Origin of the sequence: Rhizobium sp. OAE497, from assembly GCF_040546565.1 — a bacterium.
In the GTDB taxonomy this organism is placed as follows: domain Bacteria; phylum Pseudomonadota; class Alphaproteobacteria; order Rhizobiales; family Rhizobiaceae; genus Rhizobium.
In genome coordinates this window covers 103,085-125,693 of the sequence record NZ_JBEPOA010000001.1, presented here as the reverse complement: position 1 = coordinate 125,693, position 22,609 = coordinate 103,085, and the positions used below count along the sequence as shown (strand labels likewise).

The 22,609-nt window shown below is 63.0% G+C and carries 24 protein-coding genes; 22 read left to right on the top strand and 2 right to left on the bottom strand.

From position 1 onward, the window contains the following. Nucleotides 1-5: 5 nt before the first annotated feature. The 7 genes from ABIE40_RS00610 to ABIE40_RS00580 all read left to right on the top strand — a co-directional run bounded on the left by ABIE40_RS00610 (nt 6) and on the right by ABIE40_RS00580 (nt 6,631). Nucleotides 6-578: a hydrolase gene (locus ABIE40_RS00610; RefSeq protein ID WP_199629829.1), complete on the top strand. Its 573-nt coding sequence runs from the start codon at nt 6-8 to the stop codon at nt 576-578. A 107-nt stretch (nt 579-685) separates the two neighbouring features. After that, nucleotides 686-1,753, top strand: coding sequence for a penicillin-insensitive murein endopeptidase (mepA, locus tag ABIE40_RS00605; protein ID WP_199629830.1), 1,068 nt, complete (start codon nt 686-688; stop codon nt 1,751-1,753). A gap of 84 nt (nt 1,754-1,837) precedes the next feature. Continuing rightward, a complete protein-coding gene (locus ABIE40_RS00600; RefSeq protein ID WP_112385066.1) occupies nt 1,838-2,218 on the top strand; it encodes a methylglyoxal synthase in 381 nt (126 codons plus the stop codon). 18 nt (nt 2,219-2,236) lie between these two features. Continuing rightward, entirely contained in the window at nt 2,237-3,256 is a 1,020-nt protein-coding gene (locus ABIE40_RS00595) for a glucokinase (protein WP_199629831.1), read from the top strand. Nucleotides 3,257-3,349: 93 nt separating this feature from the next. Continuing rightward, nucleotides 3,350-5,131, top strand: a complete 1,782-nt coding sequence (locus ABIE40_RS00590) for an ABC transporter ATP-binding protein (RefSeq protein ID WP_199629832.1) — start codon at nt 3,350-3,352, stop codon at nt 5,129-5,131. Between the two features lie 18 nt (nt 5,132-5,149). After that, nucleotides 5,150-5,974 carry a 4-hydroxy-tetrahydrodipicolinate reductase gene (dapB, locus tag ABIE40_RS00585; protein ID WP_199629833.1) on the top strand — a complete coding sequence of 275 codons (825 nt, stop codon included), beginning with the start codon at nt 5,150-5,152 and terminating at the stop codon, nt 5,972-5,974. Between the two features lie 21 nt (nt 5,975-5,995). Further along, nucleotides 5,996-6,631, top strand: a complete 636-nt coding sequence (locus ABIE40_RS00580; RefSeq protein ID WP_199629834.1) for a 2,3-bisphosphoglycerate-dependent phosphoglycerate mutase — start codon at nt 5,996-5,998, stop codon at nt 6,629-6,631. A 45-nt stretch (nt 6,632-6,676) separates the two neighbouring features. Here the strand turns inward: ABIE40_RS00580 and phnF are convergent, their stop codons facing one another. Further along, on the bottom strand, nt 6,677-7,414 hold the full coding sequence (phnF, locus tag ABIE40_RS00575) for a phosphonate metabolism transcriptional regulator PhnF (RefSeq protein ID WP_199629835.1): 738 nt from the start codon (nt 7,412-7,414) through the stop codon (nt 6,677-6,679). A gap of 100 nt (nt 7,415-7,514) precedes the next feature. Between phnF and phnG the strand changes: the two genes are divergently transcribed. The 15 genes from phnG (at nt 7,515) to ABIE40_RS00500 (ending at nt 20,103) form a co-directional block, all read left to right on the top strand. Then, entirely contained in the window at nt 7,515-7,979 is a 465-nt protein-coding gene (phnG, locus tag ABIE40_RS00570; protein ID WP_199629836.1) for a phosphonate C-P lyase system protein PhnG, read from the top strand. Then, nucleotides 7,979-8,587, top strand: coding sequence for a phosphonate C-P lyase system protein PhnH (phnH, locus tag ABIE40_RS00565; RefSeq protein ID WP_199629837.1), 609 nt, complete (start codon nt 7,979-7,981; stop codon nt 8,585-8,587). The genes phnG and phnH overlap by 1 nt, the downstream gene beginning before the upstream one ends. Before the next feature lie 3 nt (nt 8,588-8,590). Beyond that, the gene (locus ABIE40_RS00560; protein ID WP_199629838.1) at nt 8,591-9,697 is read left to right on the top strand and encodes a carbon-phosphorus lyase complex subunit; all 1,107 of its coding nucleotides are present in this window, start codon (nt 8,591-8,593) and stop codon (nt 9,695-9,697) included. Then, the gene (locus ABIE40_RS00555) at nt 9,694-10,572 is read left to right on the top strand and encodes an alpha-D-ribose 1-methylphosphonate 5-phosphate C-P-lyase PhnJ (protein ID WP_199629839.1); all 879 of its coding nucleotides are present in this window, start codon (nt 9,694-9,696) and stop codon (nt 10,570-10,572) included. The genes ABIE40_RS00560 and ABIE40_RS00555 overlap by 4 nt, the downstream gene beginning before the upstream one ends. Beyond that, nucleotides 10,569-11,345: a phosphonate C-P lyase system protein PhnK gene (gene phnK, locus ABIE40_RS00550; protein ID WP_199629840.1), complete on the top strand. Its 777-nt coding sequence runs from the start codon at nt 10,569-10,571 to the stop codon at nt 11,343-11,345. Before ABIE40_RS00555 ends, phnK begins: the two co-directional genes overlap by 4 nt. 2 nt (nt 11,346-11,347) lie before the next feature. Continuing rightward, nucleotides 11,348-12,058 carry a phosphonate C-P lyase system protein PhnL gene (gene phnL, locus ABIE40_RS00545; protein WP_112714130.1) on the top strand — a complete coding sequence of 237 codons (711 nt, stop codon included), beginning with the start codon at nt 11,348-11,350 and terminating at the stop codon, nt 12,056-12,058. Continuing rightward, entirely contained in the window at nt 12,055-12,672 is a 618-nt protein-coding gene (locus ABIE40_RS00540) for a DapH/DapD/GlmU-related protein (protein ID WP_199629841.1), read from the top strand. Before phnL ends, ABIE40_RS00540 begins: the two co-directional genes overlap by 4 nt. 115 nt (nt 12,673-12,787) lie before the next feature. After that, on the top strand, nt 12,788-13,633 hold the full coding sequence (gene phnC / locus ABIE40_RS00535; RefSeq protein ID WP_199629842.1) for a phosphonate ABC transporter ATP-binding protein: 846 nt from the start codon (nt 12,788-12,790) through the stop codon (nt 13,631-13,633). A gap of 91 nt (nt 13,634-13,724) precedes the next feature. Then, nucleotides 13,725-14,630, top strand: coding sequence for a phosphonate ABC transporter substrate-binding protein (phnD, locus tag ABIE40_RS00530; protein WP_199629843.1), 906 nt, complete (start codon nt 13,725-13,727; stop codon nt 14,628-14,630). 68 nt (nt 14,631-14,698) lie between these two features. Beyond that, a complete protein-coding gene (phnE, locus tag ABIE40_RS00525; RefSeq protein WP_199629844.1) occupies nt 14,699-15,670 on the top strand; it encodes a phosphonate ABC transporter, permease protein PhnE in 972 nt (323 codons plus the stop codon). Nucleotides 15,671-15,678: 8 nt separating this feature from the next. After that, nucleotides 15,679-17,019 carry a phosphonate ABC transporter, permease protein PhnE gene (gene phnE / locus ABIE40_RS00520; protein ID WP_199629845.1) on the top strand — a complete coding sequence of 447 codons (1,341 nt, stop codon included), beginning with the start codon at nt 15,679-15,681 and terminating at the stop codon, nt 17,017-17,019. Nucleotides 17,020-17,150: 131 nt separating this feature from the next. Beyond that, nucleotides 17,151-17,846, top strand: coding sequence for a DUF1045 domain-containing protein (locus tag ABIE40_RS00515; protein ID WP_199629846.1), 696 nt, complete (start codon nt 17,151-17,153; stop codon nt 17,844-17,846). Between the two features lie 11 nt (nt 17,847-17,857). After that, nucleotides 17,858-18,997, top strand: a complete 1,140-nt coding sequence (locus ABIE40_RS00510) for an alpha-D-ribose 1-methylphosphonate 5-triphosphate diphosphatase (RefSeq protein ID WP_199629847.1) — start codon at nt 17,858-17,860, stop codon at nt 18,995-18,997. Further along, nucleotides 18,994-19,593, top strand: coding sequence for a phosphonate metabolism protein/1,5-bisphosphokinase (PRPP-forming) PhnN (gene phnN, locus ABIE40_RS00505; RefSeq protein WP_130279371.1), 600 nt, complete (start codon nt 18,994-18,996; stop codon nt 19,591-19,593). The genes ABIE40_RS00510 and phnN overlap by 4 nt, the downstream gene beginning before the upstream one ends. Before the next feature lie 12 nt (nt 19,594-19,605). Further along, nucleotides 19,606-20,103: a GrpB family protein gene (locus ABIE40_RS00500; RefSeq protein WP_199629848.1), complete on the top strand. Its 498-nt coding sequence runs from the start codon at nt 19,606-19,608 to the stop codon at nt 20,101-20,103. A 33-nt stretch (nt 20,104-20,136) separates the two neighbouring features. Here the strand turns inward: ABIE40_RS00500 and ABIE40_RS00495 are convergent, their stop codons facing one another. Next, nucleotides 20,137-22,569 (bottom strand): DNA translocase FtsK, encoded by a 2,433-nt coding sequence (locus ABIE40_RS00495; protein WP_199629849.1) that lies wholly within the window; start codon nt 22,567-22,569, stop codon nt 20,137-20,139. Nucleotides 22,570-22,609: the final 40 nt, after the last annotated feature.

Sequence of the window (22,609 nt, the reverse complement as noted above, 5' to 3'; positions counted from 1 at the left end):
CTCTCATGTCCCTTTACGATCCCAAGACCACCGCGCTTATCTCTATCGACCTGCAGGCCTTTATCACCAGCCGGCCGGTTGCGCCTCATAGCGCTCAGCAGGTCATTGAAAACACGGCAGCGATTGCCAGGCAGCTGAAATCACAGGGCGGAACGGTCATTCTGGTGACCGTCGGTTTCTCTGCGGACTACGCTGACGCCGTCAACCATCCAGCCGACGAACCGGCGAGCTTCCCGAAGGGCGGATTGCCCGCCGCCGCGCTTGAGGCGCCGCCGGAGATCGCGGTACTGACCGTCGATGCCCATGTCGTCAAGCGCCAGTGGAGCGCCTTCTACGGCACCGATCTAGACCTTCAGCTTCGCCGCCGCGGTATCAAGACCGTCATCCTCGCCGGGATCGCGACCAATTTCGGCGTCGAGTCGACCATTCGCGATGCCTATGCGCATAACTACGCGGTCATTGCCGCCGAAGACGCGATGACGAGCTTCACGGCGGAGATGCACGGATTTTCGTGCGAGAAGATCCTGCCGCGGCTGTCGCGGGTCAGAAAGACTGCCGATATCCTCGCCAATCTCTGAGCGGAGGCGAAAGCACCTAGGCGCGAGCACCATGAAAACATCGATTCACCCGAATTGCTTTTCACGGTAAATTCCACCGCAAATCACTGGCAATTTCGGGAATTCGCATGACGCTCCGCCTCGCTTCTTCCAAGATTTTCGGCAAACTCGCCTTGGCGGGTGCGCTGGGCGTCGGCCTCGTCTCGGCCGATGCGGGCGCGCAGCAGAAGCAGCCGAGCCCGGGAAGCGCCAAGGCGATCTTCGGCTCGGTATCGCTTCCGTCAGAGGGGCCCGCACAGCCGATCGGCTTCTATGCCAAGGGCTGCATGTCGGGCGCCGTGGCGCTTCCCGCCGACGGGCCGACCTGGCAGGCGATGCGGCTTTCGCGCAATCGCCGCTGGGGTAATCCGGCAATGATCTCGCTGCTCGAGCGCTTTTCGCGCGACGCGCAGCAACAGATCGGCTGGCCGGGACTGCTGGTCGGCGATATCGCGCAGCCGCGCGGTGGTCCGATGTTCAATGGTCACGCCTCGCATCAGGTCGGCCTGGATGCCGATATTTGGTTCACCCCAATGCCATCCCAGCGGATGGATGCCGAGCAACGGGAAGCCCTGCCTTTCACGACCATGCTGCAGAAGGGCAAATTCCTGACCGTCGACCCGAAGATCTGGACGCAATCGCGCGCCGAACTTCTGATGCTTGCCGCGAGCTATCCGCAGGTCGAGCGCATCTTCGTCAATCCGGCGATCAAGAAGAAGATGTGCGACACCTGGACCGGCGACCGCACCAATCTCGGCAAGCTTCGTCCGGAATATGGCCACGACTCGCATTTTCACATCCGCATCAAGTGCCCGCCGGGCGCCACTGCCTGCAAGCCGCAGGCGCCCGTTGCCGCCGGTGACGGCTGCGACAAATCGCTGGCGTGGTGGTTCACCAAGGAACCTTGGGCGAAGCCCGCACCGCCGAAGCCGAATGCGCCGCCGCCGAAGCCGCCGCGCGAGGGCATGGTCTCCGATCTGCCAAAAGCCTGCGCTGCCATTTTGGCCGCCCCGTCCGTCTCCTCGGTTGCCGAAGCAACCTATGGCGGCGGCTCGGCAGCGAGCGCTCTGACGGCGGTACCGGCAGCGGCTCCCGCCGTTTCCGACCAGGGCCTTCCCGCCATTGGCCCGGTTCCTGACGACAAGCCGATGCAATGATTACCGTGAGGCTTGTGTTTCAAATCACCGGCTTGGTATAGAAGCGGCCAAATCGATTGAAACCCGGGATGGAGGTCCTTTCTCATGGCCGGCGGCAAGTGCCTTGCATTGATTGCTCATGACCAGAAGAAGGACGACATGGCGGAATTTGCCCGCCGCAACCGCGACCTTCTCGCCAAGTGGAAGATCGTCGCGACCGGCACGACCGGCGGCCGCGTTCTCGACGCCGTCCCCGACCTCGATGTCACCCGTCTGAAAAGCGGCCCTCTCGGCGGCGACCAGCAGATCGGCGCGCTGATCTCGACCGGTGAAATCGGCGCCCTGATCTTCTTCGTCGACCCGCTGACCCCGATGCCGCACGATGTCGACGTCAAGGCGCTGATGCGGCTCGCGATCGTCTACGATATCCCGATGGCGCTCAACGAAGCGACCGCGGACAAACTCATCCCAACCCTGAAAGCTTGAACGGAAGAGGCCCGATCCATGCTTGATGCCAGCGATGCCCATATGCCCTTCCCGATCCTGATCGGCGATATCGGCGGCACGAATGCGCGCTTCTCCATTCTCGCCGACGCCACAGCCGAGGCGGTGAATTTTCCGAATGTCCGGACGGCCGATTTCGAGACGATCGACGATGCCATCAAGGCAGGCGTTTTCGCCAAGACGGCCCTACGCCCGCGTTCGGCCATTCTGGCCGTTGCAGGCCCGATCAACGGCGATGAGATCCCGCTGACGAACTGCGACTGGGTCGTTCGCCCGCATACGATGATTTCCGGCCTCAGCATCGAGGACGTTCTCGTCGTCAACGATTTCGAGGCGCAGGCGCTGGCGATTTCTGCACTTGGCTCCAATGACCGCGAGCAAATCGGCCCCGCCTCGGGCGACTTGATGGCTTCGCGCGCCGTTCTCGGACCGGGCACCGGGCTCGGCGTCGGCGGTCTCGTTCATGCCCGCGGTAGCTGGATCCCGGTTCCGGGTGAAGGCGGCCATGTCGATCTCGGACCGCGCTCCAAGCGTGACCTGGAGATTTTCCCCTATATCGAGACGATCGAGGGCCGCGTTTCTGCCGAACAGATCCTCTGCGGCCGCGGCATCATCCATCTCTACCGTGCGATCTGCACCGCCGACGGGCTGGACGTGAAGTACAGCGATCCGGCCGACGTCACGTCCCATGCGCTCGCGGGCACAGACAATGTGGCCGAGGAGACGATCTCACTGTTTGCGACCTATCTTGGCCGGCTCGCCGGCGACATCGCCATGCTCTTCATGGCCAAGGGCGGCGTCTATCTCTCCGGGGGTATCTCGCAGAAGATCTTGCCGGCGCTGCGCAAGCCGGAATTCCGCGCCGCTTTCGAGGACAAAGCGCCGCACTCGCACTGGCTGCGCGCCATCCCGACCTATGTCGTGACGCATCCGCTGGCAGCCCTTGCCGGGCTTTCCTTCTACGCCCGCGCCCCGGAAACCTTCGGCGTATCGACGGATGGGAGACGCTGGCGCGCTTAGGCCCTGTCTAGCCAAGCCGCCGCCAAATCTTTATAGAGCCCCGCGAGTGCGCGGTTTTGCGCGCATAGTATCCGACACGGGAAGCGCAATTTTTTGGAAAAGTCCGCAAACAAGAGCGTCAGTAGCGATACAGTCACCGGCGTGCTGAAGCGCATCATCGCCGAGAACGGCCGTGACCACATTATGGGCTATGCGTTCGCGATCGCCTGTCTTGTCATCGTCGCGCTTTCGACGGCTTATACTGCGTGGATCATGCGCACGATCATCGATGAGGCCTTCGCCAACCGGCGCGGCGACATCGTCTGGGTCATCTGCCTGTCGATTTTTCTGGCCTTTGTCGCCCGCGGCTTTGCCAGCTATGGGCAAGCCGTGGCCCTTTCCAAGGTGGGCAACAATATCGTCGCGCGCTATCAGAAGCGTATTTATGCGCATCTGATGACGCTTTCCGTCGGCTTCTACAACGATACGCGTTCTGCACAGATCGCCGCTCAGGTCAGCCAGAATGTCAGCGGCATCCGCGACGTCATGAACCTGACGATCACTTCGACGGCACGCGATCTGCTCTCCTTTGTCTCGCTGGTTGCAGTGATGATTTATCAGGATCCGCTGCTCAGTCTGATCATCTTCGTGATGGCGCCGCCGCTGATGCTCGGTCTTCGATATCTTTCCAAGCGCCTCCGCCAGGTGACGAAGGAAGCCATCCACCTCAACAGCCGCGCCTTTGGCGCGATGCAGGAGTCGATCCAGGGCATTTCCATCGTCAAGGCGTTCACGATGGAAAGCGAACTCGAAAAGCGAGTGAACAAGATCATCGACGTTGCCGAAAGCCGCTCCAACAAGATTGCCCGCCTCTCGGAACGCAATGCGCCGATGACAGAAAGCTTTGCCGGTCTGGCGGTCGCAGGCGTCCTTGCCTATGCGGCTTACCGGTCGATCTATCACAATGTCCCGCCGGGTGCTTTCTTCTCCTTCGTTACCGCACTGCTGCTCGCTTACGACCCGCTGCGCCGCCTGGCCAAGCTGCAGGTGCAGATGGAGCGTGCAGCCGTCAACGCGCGGATGATCTACGAACTGCTCGACATGGAACCGCGCCAGCGCGATCTGCCGGATGCCAAGCCGCTAGAGGCAACGGAAGCACGGATCGAGTTCCGGAATGTATCCTTCGCCTATGGCAATGAACCCGTCCTCAATGGTGTCAGCTTCGTCGCCGAAGGCGGGAAGACAACAGCGCTTGTCGGTCCATCGGGTGCTGGCAAGTCGACGATCATCAATCTCATTCCGCGCTTTTACGACCCCACGAGCGGCGAGATCATCATCGACGGGCAGGACGTGGCGCATGTGACGAAGCAGTCGCTGCGCGAGCAGCTCGCCTATGTCTCACAGCAGCCCTATCTGTTCGAAGGCTCGATCCGCGACAATATCCGCTACGGCCGTCCGGATGCGACGGATGCGGAGATCGAGGAAGCCGCCCGTCTCGCCTATGCGCATGATTTCATCATGGCACAGCCCGACGGTTACGATACTGCCGTCGGCGAGAATGGCGTGACCCTATCGGGCGGCCAGCGCCAGCGCCTGTCGATCGCCCGCGCACTCGTGCGCAACGCACCGATCCTGTTGCTCGACGAGGCGACATCGGCGCTCGATACGGAATCCGAAGCTGCCGTCCAGAAGGCACTCGACGAGGCGATGACGGGCCGCACCGTCGTCGTCATCGCACACCGCCTCTCCACCGTCGTTCGCGCCGACAAGATCGTCGTGATGCAGCAGGGTCGGGTCGTCGAGGAAGGCAATCACGAGACGCTTGCGAAGCTCGAGGACGGACTTTACGCTCGCCTGAACAATCTCCAGAGGCCGGCGGCCTCGAATACGATCTGATACGGGAATACTGAGGACATGAGCGACGCTGCTATGAAACTGGTTGTGGTTGGGGCAGCAGGGCGCATGGGCCAGACGCTGATCCGGCTGATCGATTCCATCGATGGCGTGACGCTGCATGCGGCGATCGAACGCGCCGGGTCGCCCTTCGTCGGGCGCGATGCGGGCGAGCTTGCCGGGCTTGGGCCGAATGGCGTGATCATCGGCGACGATCCGCTCGCCGCCTTCCTGCATGCCGAGGGTGTCCTCGACTTTACTTCGCCAACCGCCAGCGTCGAATTTGCTGGATTGGCAGCACAAGCGCGTATCGTCCATGTGGTCGGCACGACCGGATGCTCGGATGCCGACGATGCCAAGATCCAGGCGGCCGGGCGCCATGCGCGGATCGTCAAGTCGGGCAATATGAGCCTCGGCGTCAATCTTCTCAGCGTCTTCATCGAGCAGGCTGCCCGGGCGCTGTCGCCCGAGGACTGGGATATCGAAGTTCTCGAAATGCATCACAAGCGCAAGGTCGATGCGCCCTCGGGTACCGCGCTGCTGCTCGGCGAGGCCGCTGCCAAGGGCCGCAATGTGGACCTGAAGACGCAGTCGGTTCGCGTCCGCGATGGGCATACTGGTGCACGCGAAGCCGGCACCATCGGCTTTGCGACGCTTCGCGGCGGCTCGGTGATCGGCGAGCATTCGGTGCTCTTTGCCGGCGAAGGCGAGATCGTTTCGATGTCGCATAGCGCGGCGGATCGCTCGATCTTCGGCCGCGGCGCCGTCAAGGCAGCGCTCTGGGCGCGCGACAAGAAGCCGGGTTTCTATTCCATGCTCGATGTCCTCGGGCTCTCTTTACAATAATCCCTACGGAGGCAGACTTTTATGAGCGGCACACTCGTTCTCGTTCGGCATGGCCAGAGCGACTGGAACCTGAAGAACCTCTTCACCGGCTGGAAAGATCCTGATCTGACCGAGCTCGGCATCCAGGAAGCGACGGCCGGCGGCCAGGCGCTTGCCGATTATGGCATCAAGTTCGATGTCGCCTACACCTCGGCGCTGACCCGCGCGCAGCACACGCTGAAGCTCATCCTCGACAAGGTCGGCCAGCAGGGCCTGCAGACGATCAAGGATCAGGCGCTGAACGAGCGCGACTATGGCGACCTCTCCGGCCTCAACAAGGATGATGCCCGGGCCAAGTGGGGCGAGGAGCAGGTGCATATCTGGCGCCGCTCCTACGACGTCCCGCCTCCGGGCGGCGAAAGCCTGCGCGACACCGGCGCCCGCGTCTGGCCCTATTACCTGACGGAGATCCTGCCGCGTGTCCTGCGTGGCGAGAAGGTTCTCGTCGCGGCTCACGGCAACTCGCTGCGTTCGCTGGTCATGGTGCTCGACCGCCTGACCCGCGAGCAGGTTCTTGAGCTCAACCTCGCGACCGGCGTTCCGATGGTCTACAAGCTGAAGGCCGATTCCACCGTCGCCTCCAAGGAAGTGCTCGGCGACATGTCCGGCGCTCACTGAGCCGGATTCGCATCAATCAGAAAGCCGGGCCAAGTGCCCGGCTTTTTAGTTTTCGATGGTGAATTGTACTCGGTCTGCGGCGAAGCGGGTGATGGAATATTGCACGGGAACGCCGTCGAGATCGGTGTTCATCGCCTTGGTGATCAGCAGGATCGCACCCGGCGTCAGCTCCAGATCGGCAATGTCTCCGGCGTCCGCATGCGCGGCAGTGATCTCTGTCGTTGCTCGGACATAGTCCTGCAGGCCGAGCAGCGCGAAGGCCTTGGTGATCGATTCCGTCTTGCGGTAGGTCTCGGCGATATCGCCGAAGCGTGCAGCCGGAAACCAGCTCGTTGCCCGTGAGACCGGGCGCTTGTCAGCCTCCCGCGTCGTTTCCAGCCTGATGACCGCATCGCCGACGCGCATCTTCAGCCAGCGGGCGACCTCTGCGTCGGCGGACTCCTCGGCGGCCGCCAGCAGGAAGCCGCGCGTTTCCCTGGCCTGGCCGCTGATGCCCGCGGTGAAGCGCGTGCGCTTGCTGATCGGGAAATTCAACCGCTCCCGCCGTTCGATCAGCGTGCCGCGGCCCTGCACGGCGCGGACGATTCCCTCCTGAGCCAACGCCGCAAGGGCGCTTCGAACCGTATGCCGGTTGACGCCGAACTGTTCGGCGAGCGCCGTTTCCGGCGGCACCATGCCCGTTTCATCATAGGCGCCGCGGGTAATTGCCTCGCGGATGCGATCCGCTATCTGGCGCCATAGCGCCACCCCCGTCTGCCTTTGCACCTGCTTCAGCCCAGCCATTTCACCCCTGCCATGTCACACGCTTGTCATGCCCCCGATTTAAGCGTAGCTATATCTTGTATGGTTGTCTATATCAATAGACATTTCGAAGGATGTGGCGATGAAACCAGCAGAGAAAATCGAGGCAGCCGACGGCAGGAAGAGGGTGGTCGATCTTCTCGCCCGCTCCGAGCTTGCCGAACTGAATGACGCCTGGGAGGCGCTTGCGAACAAGCCGGAGGTTCAGGCCGTGCGCGGCCCCGAAACGGGTCTGGTGATGGTCCGCGGCCGTATCGGCGGTGGCGGCTCGGCCTTCAATCTCGGCGAAGTGACGGTCACGCGCGCAACGATCCGGCTCGCCAGCGGCACTGTCGGCCATGGTCAGTCGCTGGGCACCGATCGCAAGAAGGCGCGGCTTTGCGCGATCTTCGACGCTCTCTGGCAGGAAGAGCCAACCAAGGCATTCGTCGAGGAAAGACTGCTTCAGCCGATCGCCCAGCGCATTGCCGCCGCGACGCAGCAGAAGGCCGACGAGACGGCCGCAACCCGCGTCGACTTCTTCACCATGGTTCGCGGAGACGACTGATGGAACTCAGGAACGATACCTTGACCGGCGGCTTTGCCGAGCCGGTCTTCCAGGCTCAGAGCGTCTTCAAGGCGATGATGGATGCCATGGCCCGCCCGGGCTCGATCCAGACGCTGTCGCCCGATGCTGCCCCGCCTGCGCCCATGGGTGCCGCGGCCGGCGCCATCGCGCTGACGCTCTGCGATCATGACACGCCAGTATGGCTTTCGCCTGCGCTGAACAAATCTGCCGTACCGGGTTGGCTGAGCTTCCATACGGGCGCGACCGTCACCACCGAAAAGTCCGAGGCGCGTTTCGCATTTGTCGACAGCGGCATGGCGCTCTCCACTTTTGGCCTCTTCGCTCCGGGCACGCAGGAATATCCCGACCGCTCGACGACGGTTGTCATCGAGATTGCTGCGCTCGACGGCGGCAAGATGCTGGCGCTGATGGGACCGGGTATCAAGACCGTGACGGAAATCGCACCGGTGGGACTGCCGGAGACCTTCATCCGCCTCTGGAACGAGAACCGCGTCCTCTTCCCCCGCGGTGTCGACATCGTGCTTGCCGCAGGCAGCAGTTTCCTCTGCCTGCCGCGCACCACCAAGATTACCGCAACGGAGATGTGAGCCATGTATGTTGCAGTCAAAGGTGGCGAGGCCGCCATCGCCAATGCCCATCGCCTGCTCGCCGACCGCCGCCGCGGTGACCGTTCGCTTCCCGCAATCGGCATCGAGCAGATCGTCGCGCAGCTGGCGCTTGCCGTCGATCGCGTCATGGCCGAGGCGTCGCTCTACGACCGGACGCTTGCCGCGCTCGCAGTTCGCCAGTCGCGCGGTGACATGATCGAGGCGATCTTCCTGCTGCGTGCCTATCGCACGACGCTGCCGCGCTTCGGTTACTCGAAGCCGCTCGACACGAGCCGCATGACGATCGAGCGCCGTATCTCGGCGACCTACAAGGACCTTCCGGGCGGCCAGCTGCTCGGCCCGACCTTCGACTATACGCACCGCTTGCTCGACCCGTCGCTGCTGACGGATGAAGAGGTTGAAGAGCCGGCTCAGCGTCAGGCCGAAACCGGCCGCGTCATCCGCGTCTCCGAAATCCTCGGCCAGGAAGGCCTGATCGAAGACGATGATTCGATGCCCGAAGATCACGAGATCGGCGACCTGACGCGCGAGCCGATGGAATTCCCGATGAGCCGGGATCTGCGCCTGCAGGCGCTGGCCCGCGGCGACGAAGGCTTCCTCCTGGCGCTCGGCTACTCGACGCAGCGCGGCTACGGCCGCAACCACCCCTTCACCGGCGAAATCCGCATCGGCGAAGTCGAGGTGGAGTTCGACGTGCCCGAACTCGGCTTTGCCGTTTCGCTCGGCACGATCCAGGTCACCGAATGCCAGATGGTCAACCAGTTCAAGGGTTCGGCCAAGGCTCCGCCGCAGTTTACCCGCGGCTATGGCCTGGTCTTCGGCCAGAGCGAGCGCAAGGCAATGTCGATGTCGCTCGTCGACCGCGCGCTGCGCGCCGGTGAGCTCGGCGAGGACGTGACGGCACCGGCTCAGGACGAGGAATTCGTCATCTCGCATGCCGACAACGTCCAGTCGACCGGCTTCGTCGAGCATCTGAAGCTGCCGCATTACGTCGACTTCCAGGCCGAACTCGACCTCGTGCGCCGCATGCGGCGCGACTTCGAGGCAAGCCGCAACAATGGCGAAGCAATGAAGGAAGCAGCAGAATGACCGATCTTGCCAGCTACAATTTCGCCTATCTCGACGAGCAGACGAAGCGGATGATCCGCCGGGCGATCCTGAAAGCGATCGCCATTCCCGGCTACCAGGTTCCCTTCGCCAGCCGCGAAATGCCGATGCCCTACGGCTGGGGCACCGGCGGCGTTCAGGTGACCGCCTCGATCATCGGCCCTGACGATGTGCTCAAGGTCATCGACCAAGGCGCCGACGACACGACGAATGCCGTCTCGATCCGCGCCTTCTTCCAGAAGGTCGCCAATGTCGCGGTGACCACGCATACGAAGGACGCGACGATCATCCAGACGCGTCACCGCATTCCCGAAGAGAAGCTCGGCACCAACCAGGTGCTGGTCTACCAGGTGCCGATCCCCGAGCCGCTGCGCTTCCTCGAACCGCGCGAGACCGAGACCCGCAAGATGCACGCGCTCGAGGAATACGGCCTCATGCATGTGAAGCTCTACGAGGACATCGCCCATAACGGCCGGATCTCCAAGACCTATGCCTATCCGGTGAAGGTCGCGGGCCGCTACGTCATGGACCCGTCGCCGACCCCGAAATTCGACAATCCGAAGATGCACATGTCGGATGCGCTGCAGCTCTTCGGCGCCGGCCGCGAGAAGCGCATCTATGCGGTGCCGCCCTATACGGAAGTCGTCAGCCTCGACTTCGAGGACTACCCCTTCGAGATCCAGCGCTTCGGCAAACCCTGCGCGCTCTGTGGCGCCGAAGAGGTCTATCTCGACGAAGTCATCCTCGACGACAAGGGCGGGCGCATGTTCGTCTGCTCCGATACCGACCATTGCGAAGACCGCCGCGAGCACGGCCATGCCGGCGAAATGCTTGCGCCCAAGGAGGCTGCGGAATGACCGAAACACCGCTTCTCAAAGTCAACGACGTCTCGAAGTTCTATGGCAACCGTATCGGCTGCCGGAATGTATCCTTCGAGCTCTGGCCGGGCGAAGTGCTTGCCATCGTCGGCGAATCCGGCTCCGGCAAGACGACGCTGCTCAACTGCATCTCGACGCGCCTGATGCCGACGACCGGCAGTGTCGAGTATCATATGCGCGACGGCAGCTACCGCGACCTCTATCGCATGAACGAGGCCGAGCGCCGCTTCCTGATGCGCACCGACTGGGGCTTCGTGCACCAGAACCCGGCCGACGGCCTGCGCATGACGGTTTCGGCCGGTGCAAACGTCGGCGAGCGGCTGATGGCGATCGGTGACCGGCATTATGGCAAGATCCGCTCGACGGCCATCGACTGGCTGGAGCGTGTCGAAATCAATGCCGAACGCATCGACGACCAGCCCCGCGCCTTCTCCGGCGGCATGCGCCAGCGCCTGCAGATCGCCCGCAACCTCGTGACCGGCCCCCGCCTCGTCTTCATGGACGAGCCGACCGGCGGTCTCGACGTCTCGGTTCAGGCCCGCCTGCTCGATCTCGTCCGCGGGCTCGTCAACGATCTTGGCCTCGCGGCGATCATCGTGACCCACGATCTCGCGGTCGCGCGCCTGCTCTCGCACCGGATGATGGTGATGAAGGACGGCAATGTCATCGAACACGGTTTGACCGACCGCGTGCTCGACGATCCGCGCGAGCCTTATACCCAGCTTCTCGTTTCCTCCATCCTGCAGGTGTGACCATGGCAACGCCACTCGTCGTTTCGGAAGTCGCAAAAAGCTTCACAATGCATCTGCGCGACGGCATCAAGCTGCCGGTCGTTTCGGATGTCACCTTCTCCGTTGCAGCCGGCGAATGCGTCGTGCTCGGCGGCCCCTCGGGCATCGGCAAGAGCTCGCTCCTGAAGATGATCTACGGCAACTATGCCGTCGACACCGGCCAGATCCTGGTCAACCACCAGGGCCGCGTCGTCGACCTTGCATCCGCCGATCCGCGCACGATCATCGATGTGCGCAAGCGCTCGCTCGGCTATGTCAGCCAGTTCCTGCGCACGGTACCGCGCGTTGCGGCGATCGATGTCGTGGGAGAGCCGCTCGTGGCACGCGGCGTGCCGGTCAGCGAAGCCCGCGAGAAGGCAGCCGAGCTTCTCACGAAGCTCAACCTGCCCGAAGCCCTCTGGCAGCTGCCGCCAGCAACCTTCTCCGGTGGCGAACAGCAGCGCGTCAACATCGCCCGCGGCTTCATCACCGATCACACGATCCTGCTGCTCGACGAGCCGACGGCGTCGCTCGATGCCACCAACCGCGCTGTCGTGGTCGGCATGATCGCCGAGAAGAAGAAGGCTGGCGTCGCCCTGCTCGGCATCTTCCATGACGAGGAAGTGCGCGAGGCCGCCGCCGACCGCATTCTCGACGTCCAGAAGTTCTCTCCCAGAAAGGCCATCGCGGCATGACCCGGAAAATCGGTGAAAAGCCCTACATCCACGAGACGGCATCGGTCAGCGATGCCACGCTCGGCCGCTATACCGAGGTCTCGGAGCGTTGCCGGATCAGCGAAGTCGAGTTCGACGACTATTCCTACATCATGCAGGATGGCTCGATCTGGTGCGCGACGATCGGCAAGTTCGTCAACATCGCCGCCGCGGTGCGCATCAACGCCACCAACCATCCGACCTGGCGGGCGACGCTGCATCACTTCACATACCGCGCCAGCGACTACTGGCCGGATGCCGACATGGAGACGGAATTCTTCGAGTGGCGCCGCTCCAACCGCGTCACCATCGGCCATGATGTCTGGATTGGGCATGGCGCCACGGTCCTGCCCGGCGTGACTGTCGGCAATGGCGCAGTCATCGGCGCAGGCGCGGTCGTCTCCAAGGATGTCGCCCCCTACACGATCGTCGGCGGCGTTCCCGCAAAGCTCATTCGCGAGCGCTTTGCGAAGGGTGTCGGCGAGCGGATGGACAAGCTTGCCTGGTGGGATTGGGAGCATTCGAAACTGCGTTCGGCGCTCGACGATTTCCGCGCGCTTTCGGCCGAAGATTTCCTTAGCCGGCATGGTACGTAAAGCACCTTCGCCGGTGGCCTTTATGACAGTCATTACACAAAACTGACATTGGAGGTTCATCAAGCAGGACTAATGCACTCCGAGACGAAGACCCTGGATTGCAAGGAAGAGCATGATGTTCGAGCTGAAGAATGTCACCCGCCGTTTTGGCAACAAGCTGGCAGTGGATTCCGTAACGCTCGATATTCCCCAGGGTCAGATGGTCGGCATTATCGGCCGTTCCGGCGCCGGCAAATCGACGCTTCTGCGGATGATCAATCGCCTGCAGGAGCCGACCTCCGGCTCCATCCGTTTCGGCGGCGTCGAAGTCTCCTCGCTGCGTGGCGAGGCTCTCCGTAACTGGCAGCGCGACTGCGCGATGATCTTCCAGCAGTTCAATCTCGTGCCGCGTCTCGATGTCCTGACCAACGTGATGCTCGGCCGCCTGAACCATCGCCCGACGATGCTTTCGCTCCTCAACATCTTCAGCCGCGAAGAGCGCATCCACGCGATCGCGGCTCTCGAGCGCCTCGGCATCGAACAGACGGCGTTGCAGCTTGCCGGTACGCTTTCGGGCGGTCAGCAGCAGCGTGTGGCAATCGCCCGTGCCCTGATGCAGAAGCCGAAGATGGTTCTGGCCGACGAGCCGATCGCCTCGCTCGACCCGCTGAACGCCAAGATCGTCATGGACGCGCTGCGCGACATCAACGAACGCGAAGGCATCACCGTCGTCACCAACCTGCACACGCTCGACACGGCGCGCAGCTATTGCGAGCGGATCGTCGGCATGGCCGGCGGGCGCGTCGTCTTCGACGGCAAGCCGGCCGATCTCGACGCCTCGGCCGTCAAGGAAATCTATGGCACCGACAAGGACGGCGCCGGCATCGACGAAACCATGACGTCGACCTCGATCAACATTCCTGCGGCAGCTGCCGCCCATCAATCCGCCGGCCTGCAACCGCTGGCGTTGGCCGGTCTCTGAGCGAGACGGCTGCGATCGACCGCCCGCGTCAAGGGCACAGTTCTTCGTAACAGAGAGACCACCGGGGACACCGGTCAATCAGGAGAGTACCATGTTGAAGAAAGCACTCTTTGCCGCGACGGCGCTTTTCGCGCTGGCCGGCGTCTCGCATGCTGCAGACCTCAAGGAATTCCGCGTCGGCATTCTCGGCGGCGAAAACGAAACCGACCGTCTGCGTAACTACGCCTGCCTCGCCGACCACCTGAAGCAGGAATTCGGATTCGAGAAGGTTTCGCTCTTCCCGGCCGCCGATTATGACGGCGTTATCCAGGGCCTCCTCGGCGGCACGCTCGACTTCGCAGAACTCGGCGCTTCCGGCTACGCAGCCGTCTACCTGAAGGACGCAAAGGCCGTTACCCCGATCCTGACGACGCAGCAGAAGGACGGCTCGACCGGTTACTACTCGATCGGTCTCGCTCTGAAGTCCTCCGGCATCAAGACGATCGCCGACGCCAAGGGCAAGAAGCTCGGCTACGCCGATCCGGACTCCACCTCGGGCTACCTCGTTCCGCTGACGCAGATCCCGAAGGACACGGGCATGCCGAACGACCAGTTCTTCGCCTCCACGCAGTTCAACGGCGGCCACGAGAACAACCTTCTCGCCGCCTATGACGGCAAGGTTGACGTTGCAGTCGACGACTCCTCGGGCCTCGGCGATTTCAAGGACGGCTACACCTCCGGTACCTTCCGCAAGGAAGTAGACAAGGGCGCAGTCGATCCGAACAAGCTCGTCGAAGTCTGGCGCTCGCCGCTGATCCCGAACGGCCCGCTCGTCGTTCGCAACGAGCTCGGCGAAGAGTGGCAGAAGAAGCTGGCTGCCTTCTTCACGGCCCTGCCGGAGAAGGACCACAAGTGCTTCACCGCCATCGAAGGCGGCGACTACAAGGGCTACGCCCCGGTTACCCACGAATTCTACAACGCCGTTGTAGACGTTCGTAAGGCTGCTATCGGCGGCTGATCGACCTGCATTCATCGGGGGCGGCCGTCATCGGCCGCCCTTTTTCCTGCGAAGAAGCGGACGACCCCATGACCCTTGCCGATTCCCGGACCCACACGCCCGAACTCCAGCAGAGCAGCCGCGATATCGGCGATGCCTGGGGCCGCATGGTGTCTCGCCGCCGTCTCTATACCGGCATCGGCCTCGTCCTGCTGCTGATTGCCTTCGTGAGCTCCGTGCGCTTTGCCGACGAGAGCAATGCCGGCCATTTCTTCGACCGCCTTCCGCATCTCTTCGACTTCCTGAGCTGGCTTATTCCCAAGGACTGGCACGACGTCTGGCGCGCGCTGTTCGATATTGCGAGCCCGAACGACAAGGGCGGCGAGGAGTTCAACTTCGCCAAGGGCCGGGTCTACGTTTTCGGCGATTTCTATATTCCTGAATATTTCGAGCTGATGATCATCACGATCAACGTCGCTCTCGTATCGACGATCATCGGTTTCATCTTTGCGGTGCCGCTGAGCTTCTTCGCGGCTCGCAACCTCACCAAGAACTGGCCGCTGCGCGTCTTCGCCAAGCGCGTCATGGAATTCCTGCGCGCCTTCCCTGAGATCGTTATCGCCGGCCTGTTCTCTGCCATCCTTTCGATCGGCCCGGTCGCAGCCATCATCGCCGTGTCGCTGCATACGATCGGCGCGCTCGGCAAGCTGTTCTACGAAGTCGTCGAGAATATCGACATGAAGCCGGATGAGGGCATGAAGGCGGTTGGCGCCAACTGGCTGGAGCGCGTGCGCTTCGCCGCCATGCCGCAGGTCCTGCCGAATTTCGCCTCCTATGCGCTGCTGCGTCTGGAAATCAACGTGCGCGCTTCGACCATCATCGGTGCGGTCGGCGGCGGCGGTATCGGCGAAGAGCTGAAGCTCTCGATCTCGCGCGGCTTCGGCGCCAAGACGGTCGCTCTCGTGCTGCTGCTCTTCATCACCATCGTTGCGGTCGACCAGTTCTCCGCATGGCTGCGCCGCCGCCTGGTTGGCGAGCACGCTTTCCTTCTGCAACATTGAGGCCCGCCATGACGGTTATCGACGCAAACCGGATGCACGAGATCGAGGCGCGCTATCCCGAATATTTCCACCGCTCCTTCCGCCAACGCTTCGGCGGTCTGGTGGCGGTCATCGCGACGCTGCTCTATGGCATGTATGCCGTCTGGTTCTTCGATCTGCCGAAGCTGCTGGCCGAGGCCCATTGGGAGCGCGTCGGCATCTATATGAGCCAGTGGGTGAGCTACGACGTTCAGCCCGAATTCCGCATTCAGGACGACGGCTCGATCGAGACCCGCTATCCGCGCTTCTCGCCGCTCGGCGACGATCCGCATCCGGAATGGGTGAAGAACGAGCCCGGCAGCGTCACCGTCTTCGTCAGCGGCACGAACCGCACTGTCGTGGTCACCAAAGCTATGACGACGGTGACGGCGCACGGCATCAGCGTTCCTGTCGACCTGTCGTCGGGCCAGCCGAAGGTCGTCGGCGAGGTGCCCTCCTGGATGACCGTTTATGACGACAACGTGCTTGCCGACCTTGGCTTTGCAGGCGACGTCAGCATCGCATCGGACCGCGTGAAGGTGCGCAAGCGCTTCCTTGGATGGGCAAACTTTGTCTTCGACACGCACTCGCCGTTCTTCGACAAGCCGGCCGGTGAAGTCGCCAGCCTGATCGTTTCAGGCCCGCGTCTCGACCCCAGCCAGTCGAACCTGTCGCTCGCCTTCGACAATATCTGGAACAACTCGGCCTGGCAGCATGGCGACGTCTGGACCAAGCTTTTCCAGACGATCGTGATGGCCTTCCTCGGTACGCTGCTCGGCTCGCTGGCGGCCTTCCCGCTCGCCTTCCTTGCTGCCCGCAACATCACGCCAAACCGGTTTCTGAACCAGATCCTGAAGCGCTTCTTCGACTTCCTGCGCTCGGTCGACATGCTGATCTGGGCGCTGTTCCTGACGCGCGCCTTCGGCCCCGGCCCGCTTGCAGGCTCCGGCGCGATCTTCCTGACGGAAACCGGCACGCTCGGAAAGCTCTATTCCGAAGGTCTCGAAAACATCGACAACAAGCCGCGCGAAGGCATCAAGTCGACGGGCGCCTCGACGATGCTGGTCCATCGCTACGGTGTCATGCCGCAGATCGTCCCGGTGATCGTCAGCCAGACGCTCTACCAGTGGGAATCGAATGTTCGTGGCGCGACGATCATCGGCGCAGTCGGTGCCGGCGGTATCGGCCTCAAGCTCTGGGAAGCGATGCGCACGAATTCCAACTGGGAAAACGTCGCCCACATGGTCATCCTGATCCTGATCGTCGTCTTCCTGTTCGACATGGCCTCGAACGCGCTGCGCCACCGGCTGATGGGCACCAAGACGCATTAAAAAGATGATGGCGCCACGGCGTCATCATCATTCTGTCACGGAAATCTTTTAGCCGGAAGCAAGCTTGCAGTCCGCGGTCAAATCACTGACATTGCGACCCCTGCCTCAGACATTTTTCCGGGATAAGACCTTTGCGATACGCCCTCTATTTTTCGCCGCCGCAGGATGATTCCCTGACGCGCGCCGCTGCAGAATGGCTCGGCCGCGATGCCTTTTCTGAAGAAACTTACCCGGCTCCCGAAGAGCCCGGCCTGCCCGGCGCGGAGCAGTTCGAGCTCACCGCCGATCCCCGCCGCTACGGCTTCCACGCGACGATCAAGGCGCCCTTTGCGCTTGCCGCTTCGGTGACGGAAAAGGATCTGATGGCTGTCGTCGAGGATTTCGCGGCGCGCACGCCGGCCTTCGAAATCCCCGAACTCGTGCTTGGGCAGCTCGGTCGCTTCTTTGCGCTCGTTCCCGGCTCGCTGCATCAGCCGCTTCAGGATTTCGCCGCAAGCGTGGTAAAGTCCTTCGAGCCGTTTCGTGCCGCCCTTTCGGAGGCCGACATTGCCCGGCGCAAGCCCGAGAAGCTGACGGAAAGCCAGCGCGCCAACTTGATGCGCTGGGGCTACCCCTACGTCATGGACGACTTTGGCTTCCACATGACGCTGACGGGGCAGGTTCCCGAGGAGCGCTCGGCGCTGATGAAATCGATCCTGGAACAGCGCTTTGCCGCCTTCACCGGCCGGCCGCTTCCGATTTCCGGCATTGCCGTCTTCACCGAGGAGACGCGCGGCGCCCCATTCAAGGCTCATAGCTGGCTGCCGCTTGCCGGCACCAAACGCTGAAAGACAATGACATGACCAAAGAGACCGTGCTTTCCAATGCCCGCATCATTCTCGAAGACGAGATACTCCACGGCTCGCTGCTGATCCGGGATGGCAAGATCGCCGATATTTCCGAAGGCGCGTCTGCCCACGGCGAGGACTTCGAGGGCGATTATCTGCTGCCCGGCCTCGTCGAACTGCACACCGATCATCTGGAAGGCCACTACTCGCCGCGCCCCGGCCTGCGCTGGAACATGACGGCAGCCATTCAGGCGCATGACGCCCAGATCGTCACGTCGGGTATCACCACGGTTTTCGACTGCCTGCGCATGGGCGCCGATGAAGACGGCGGTTTCGACCATGGCGAGATGCGCGGTATGGCTGACGCCATCCAGAAGGCCGAGCAGGAAGGGCGTCTGCGAGCCGAGCACCTGCTGCATCTGCGCTGCGAGGTTTCCGCCGACAACGTGCTTGAGCATTTCGCCGATTTTGAAAACGATCCCTATGTCCGCCTCGTCTCGCTGATGGACCATGCACCGGGCCAGCGTCAGTTCCAGACCATGGACCAGTACATCTTCTATTACCAGAAGAAGCGCGGCCTCTCCGACGAGGCCTTTGCCAAGTTCATCGAGAAGCGCCTTGGCGAATCCGCCCGCAACTCGACCCCGCACCGCATTGCCATTTCCAAGGTCTGCAACGAGCGCGGCATCACCATTGCCAGCCATGACGACGCGACCATGGAACATGTCGACGAGGCGATCGAGAACGGTGTTCGTCTGGCGGAATTCCCGACCAGCTTCGACGCCGCCAAGGCTTCGCACGAGCACGGCATGAGCGTTCTGATGGGCGCGCCGAACATCGTGCGCGGCAAGTCGCATTCCGGCAATATCGCTGCCCGTGATCTCGCCGAGCGCGGCGTTCTCGATGTTCTCTCGTCCGACTACGTGCCGCTCAGCCTGCTCTATGCGCCGTTCATCATCGCCGACGAGGTCGAATCCATCTCGCTGCCGAAGGCGATCGCCATGGTCACCTCGACCCCGGCCCGCACGGTCAGCCTCGACGACCGCGGCCGCATCGCCACCGGCCTGCGCGCCGATCTCGTGCGCGTATTCCGCGACGAGGGCGTTCCGGTGACGCGTTCCGTCTGGCGCGAAGGGCGCCGTGTCGCATGAACCCGTCGCACGAACCCCACATCGTTCCCGGCACCGAACACGGCATCATGGTCGTCGTCGTCGGACCGAGCGGCGCCGGCAAGGATACGCTGATGGCGCTGGCGGCCCAGCATTTCGGCAGCCGCCCCAATGTTCACTTCGTCCGCCGCGTCATCACCCGTGACGGCGATGCCGGCGGCGAGGATCATCTCGCCGTTTCCGAAGCCGGATTCGCATCGATGGAACAGTCCGGCAGCTTCGCCGTCTGGTGGGAAGCGCATGGCCTGAAATACGGCATTCCGGCTGAGGTGTCGGTTGCGCTCTCGAAGGGGCACTTGGTGATCGCCAATGGCTCCCGCTCGGCGCTGCATCGTTTCCACGCTGCCTTCCCGCGGCTGAAGGTGATCAATGTCACGGCGCGGCCGGAAGTACTTGCGGGGCGCCTCGAAGCGCGCGGCCGCGAGACCCATGAGGACATCATGGCCCGCCTCGCCCGTGGTTCGCTGACAGTGCGCGGCGACTATGACGTCATCAATCTCGACAATAGCGGGTCTCTGGCCGAAGCCGAGCGCAAGATCATCGACACGATGAACGGTTTTCTGGCGGAAGTCGCCTGACGGGGAGAGATCATGGCCATCGTCGTCCTGCCTTATGATGACAGATGGCCCGAACTCTTCGCACAGGTTTGTAGTGAGCTTGCGCCGATCTTTGCGGGACTGGCGCCGGCTTTCCACCATGTCGGCAGCACGTCCGTTCCCCGTCTCGCGGCAAAGCCGAAGATCGACCTGCATGCCGCCTTCGCGGATCTGGCGACCGTCGCCGCAGCGGTCGAGCGGATGCAGACCGTTGCCGGTTACACCTATCATGGCGACAAGTACGGCGATGAGAGCTGGACCTTTACCAGCGGCAAGACCTACGGCTCCCGGCTCTATCTCTGCACGGCAGACAATCGTGTGCTCCGCGACCGCATCCTGTTTCGCGATTATCTCAGGACCCATCCCGAGCGGGCCGATGCCTATGCCGCACTGAAGCTGCGGCTGATGAGCGAGGCCGATGACGACTGGGATTATTATACCGGCGGCAAGACGGAATTCGTTCGCGAGACGGTGCGGCTGGCGCAGCTGTAAGGTTTGAGGGACTTCCCCCTCAAACCCTGATCTTTATTCGCCCTCGTTCCGGGCCGAGACGATTTCGCGCTTGCCGACATGGTTTGCCGGGCCGACGAGGCCTTCCTTTTCCATGCGTTCGACGAGCGATGCGGCGCGGTTATAGCCGATGCCGAGGCGGCGCTGGATGTAGGAGGTCGAGCACTTCTTGTCGCGCAGGACGACCTTGACCGCCTGCTGATAGAGCTCGTCGCCATCCTCGGCGCCCATGGCGCTCTTGTCGAAGACGGCGCTGTCTTCGGCTTCCTCTTCGTCCTCATCACCTGCCGTGACCGTATCCAGATATTCCGGACGGCCCTGGGTCTTCAGGTGTGCCACGACCTTCTCGACCTCGAGGTCCGAGACGAAGGGGCCGTGGACGCGAGCAATGCGACCGCCGCCCTGCATGTGCAGCATATCACCCTGGCCGAGCAGCTGTTCGGCACCCTGTTCGCCAAGGATCGTGCGGCTGTCGATCTTCGAGGTCACCTGGAAGGAGATCCGGGTCGGGAAGTTCGCCTTGATCGTGCCGGTGATGACGTCGACCGAGGGGCGCTGTGTCGCCATGATCAGGTGGATGCCGGCGGCACGCGCCATCTGCGCCAGACGCTGGATCGCGCCTTCGATATCCTTGCCGGCCACCATCATCAGGTCAGCCATTTCGTCGACGATGACGACGATGTAAGGCATCGGCGTCAGGTCGAGTTCCTGCTGCTCCTCGATCGGCGCACCGGTGCCCTTGTCGAAACCGACGGGGACCATGATGTGGATCGTCTCATCCTTCTCGCGGGCCTGCGCCACGCGGCCGTTATAGCCGTCGATATTGCGCACGCCGAGGCGCGACATCTTGCGATAGCGCTCTTCCATCTCGCGAACGGCCCATTTCAGCGCCATGACGGCCTTCTTGGGGTCTGTCACGACAGGGGTCAGCAGGTGCGGGATGCCGTCATAGACGGAGAGCTCCAGCATCTTCGGATCGACCATGATCAGGCGGCACTGTTCCGGCGACATGCGGTAGAGCAGCGACAGGATCATCGTGTTGATGGCGACCGACTTGCCCGAACCGGTGGTACCGGCAACGAGCAGATGCGGCATCTTCGCGAGCTCGGCGATGACAGGCTCGCCGCCGATCGTCTTGCCGAGGCCGAGCGCCAGCTTGTAGCTGCTCTTGGCGAAATCCTGGCTTTCGATCATCTCGCGGAAATAGACGGTTTCGCGCGTCTGGTTTGGCAATTCGATGCCGATGACATTGCGGCCGGGAACGACGGCGACACGGGCCGAAAGAGCCGACATCGAGCGGGCGATATCATCCGCAAGGCCGATGACGCGCGAGGACTTCACGCCCGGCGCAGGCTCGAATTCATAGAGCGTGACGACAGGGCCGGGACGGACATGGATGATCTCGCCCTTGATGCCGAAATCTTCGAGAACGCTTTCCAGCAGGCCGGCATTCTGTTCCAGCGCTTCCTGCGTCATGATCTCGCCCAAGCGCTCGGGCGGCTGCTGCAGCAGTTCGTTCGGCGGGAATTCGTAGCCGGATGCGTCGACCTTGGCAGCTACGGGCTTTGCAGCGGCAAGACGCGGCGCCGGCATCGTCACGGGCGCGACGGCAGGCGTGCGGACCGGGATCGGTGCAATCGGCTGCGTGCGGGCTTCTACCGGCACTGGCTGCAGCGCGGGCGCGGCGGCCTCAACCGGCTTTGCCACGGGCGGAGCGACCACGGGGGCGGGCGCGACAGGCTGCGGTGCTGCAGCGACGGGCGCCTGTGCAACTGCGATTGGAGCGACGACCGGGGCCGTCTCGATGCGCCGGTGCGGGTGCCATTCCATGACACGGAAACTGGCGATGATCGACTCGGGCGATACCTCGACCCTCGGCATCGGAACCGGCTGGAACTGCGGCGCGGCGGGCATAGCGCCATCTTCGAAAGCCATGACTTCCCAGAAGGCGAAATCCGAAATCGACGCGAGCTCACCGGCTGCGTGATACGGCTCAGCCGCGACGGGCGCTTCGGGGAGCGGTGCGACCTGAACAGGTGCGACGGGCTGGACCGGTGTGCGGACGATCGGCAGCAGCGGCGCCCGGGTCGGCTGAACCGGAACTCGGGCAACAACAGGCGGTACCGGCGTGCGGACGATGGGCGCGGTCTGCGGCGCGTGAGTGTGGGCGTCGAAGGGTACGTCGACGACGATCGGCGTGCGGCTCTCGGCAGCGATAGGCGCCTCGTCCATGTATGGCGCGGGCTCATCCAGCTGCGGGATTTCGGGCGGGGTACGGCGCAACAGGTTTTCCGGCGTGCGGGTGAACCGGACGTTCGGCGCCAGGGAAAAATTGCTCTGCCAGATCGGCGCCGACGGGCGCTCGCCTGCGCCCTCTTCAGCGTCATGCACGTCAACTTCCGCGGAAAACTCCGCGGCATCCGTCAAGTTCGTTCTGGGAAAACGCATACGACCTGCTGCTCACTCAAATTACCGACCTGAACGGATT

Bases quoted from the DNA above. Each gene is read 5' to 3' on its own strand.
- phnF (WP_199629835.1), bottom strand. From the start codon at position 7,414: ATGGCTGGGCTGAAGCAGGTGCAAAGGCAGACGGGGGTGGCGCTATGG.
- ABIE40_RS00560 (WP_199629838.1), top strand. From the start codon at position 8,591: ATGTATGTTGCAGTCAAAGGTGGCGAGGCCGCCATCGCCAATGCCCAT.
- ABIE40_RS00495 (WP_199629849.1), bottom strand. From the start codon at position 22,569: ATGCGTTTTCCCAGAACGAACTTGACGGATGCCGCGGAGTTTTCCGCG.
- phnE (WP_199629845.1), top strand. From the start codon at position 15,679: ATGACGGTTATCGACGCAAACCGGATGCACGAGATCGAGGCGCGCTAT.
- ABIE40_RS00610 (WP_199629829.1), top strand. From the start codon at position 6: ATGTCCCTTTACGATCCCAAGACCACCGCGCTTATCTCTATCGACCTG.
- phnL (WP_112714130.1), top strand. From the start codon at position 11,348: ATGGCAACGCCACTCGTCGTTTCGGAAGTCGCAAAAAGCTTCACAATG.
- phnG (WP_199629836.1), top strand. From the start codon at position 7,515: ATGAAACCAGCAGAGAAAATCGAGGCAGCCGACGGCAGGAAGAGGGTG.
- ABIE40_RS00600 (WP_112385066.1), top strand. From the start codon at position 1,838: ATGGCCGGCGGCAAGTGCCTTGCATTGATTGCTCATGACCAGAAGAAG.
- phnH (WP_199629837.1), top strand. From the start codon at position 7,979: ATGGAACTCAGGAACGATACCTTGACCGGCGGCTTTGCCGAGCCGGTC.
- dapB (WP_199629833.1), top strand. From the start codon at position 5,150: ATGAGCGACGCTGCTATGAAACTGGTTGTGGTTGGGGCAGCAGGGCGC.
- phnN (WP_130279371.1), top strand. From the start codon at position 18,994: ATGAACCCGTCGCACGAACCCCACATCGTTCCCGGCACCGAACACGGC.
- phnC (WP_199629842.1), top strand. From the start codon at position 12,788: ATGTTCGAGCTGAAGAATGTCACCCGCCGTTTTGGCAACAAGCTGGCA.
- ABIE40_RS00500 (WP_199629848.1), top strand. From the start codon at position 19,606: ATGGCCATCGTCGTCCTGCCTTATGATGACAGATGGCCCGAACTCTTC.
- ABIE40_RS00540 (WP_199629841.1), top strand. From the start codon at position 12,055: ATGACCCGGAAAATCGGTGAAAAGCCCTACATCCACGAGACGGCATCG.
- ABIE40_RS00580 (WP_199629834.1), top strand. From the start codon at position 5,996: ATGAGCGGCACACTCGTTCTCGTTCGGCATGGCCAGAGCGACTGGAAC.
- phnD (WP_199629843.1), top strand. From the start codon at position 13,725: ATGTTGAAGAAAGCACTCTTTGCCGCGACGGCGCTTTTCGCGCTGGCC.
- phnE (WP_199629844.1), top strand. From the start codon at position 14,699: ATGACCCTTGCCGATTCCCGGACCCACACGCCCGAACTCCAGCAGAGC.
- ABIE40_RS00595 (WP_199629831.1), top strand. From the start codon at position 2,237: ATGCTTGATGCCAGCGATGCCCATATGCCCTTCCCGATCCTGATCGGC.
- ABIE40_RS00510 (WP_199629847.1), top strand. From the start codon at position 17,858: ATGACCAAAGAGACCGTGCTTTCCAATGCCCGCATCATTCTCGAAGAC.
- ABIE40_RS00555 (WP_199629839.1), top strand. From the start codon at position 9,694: ATGACCGATCTTGCCAGCTACAATTTCGCCTATCTCGACGAGCAGACG.
- mepA (WP_199629830.1), top strand. From the start codon at position 686: ATGACGCTCCGCCTCGCTTCTTCCAAGATTTTCGGCAAACTCGCCTTG.
- phnK (WP_199629840.1), top strand. From the start codon at position 10,569: ATGACCGAAACACCGCTTCTCAAAGTCAACGACGTCTCGAAGTTCTAT.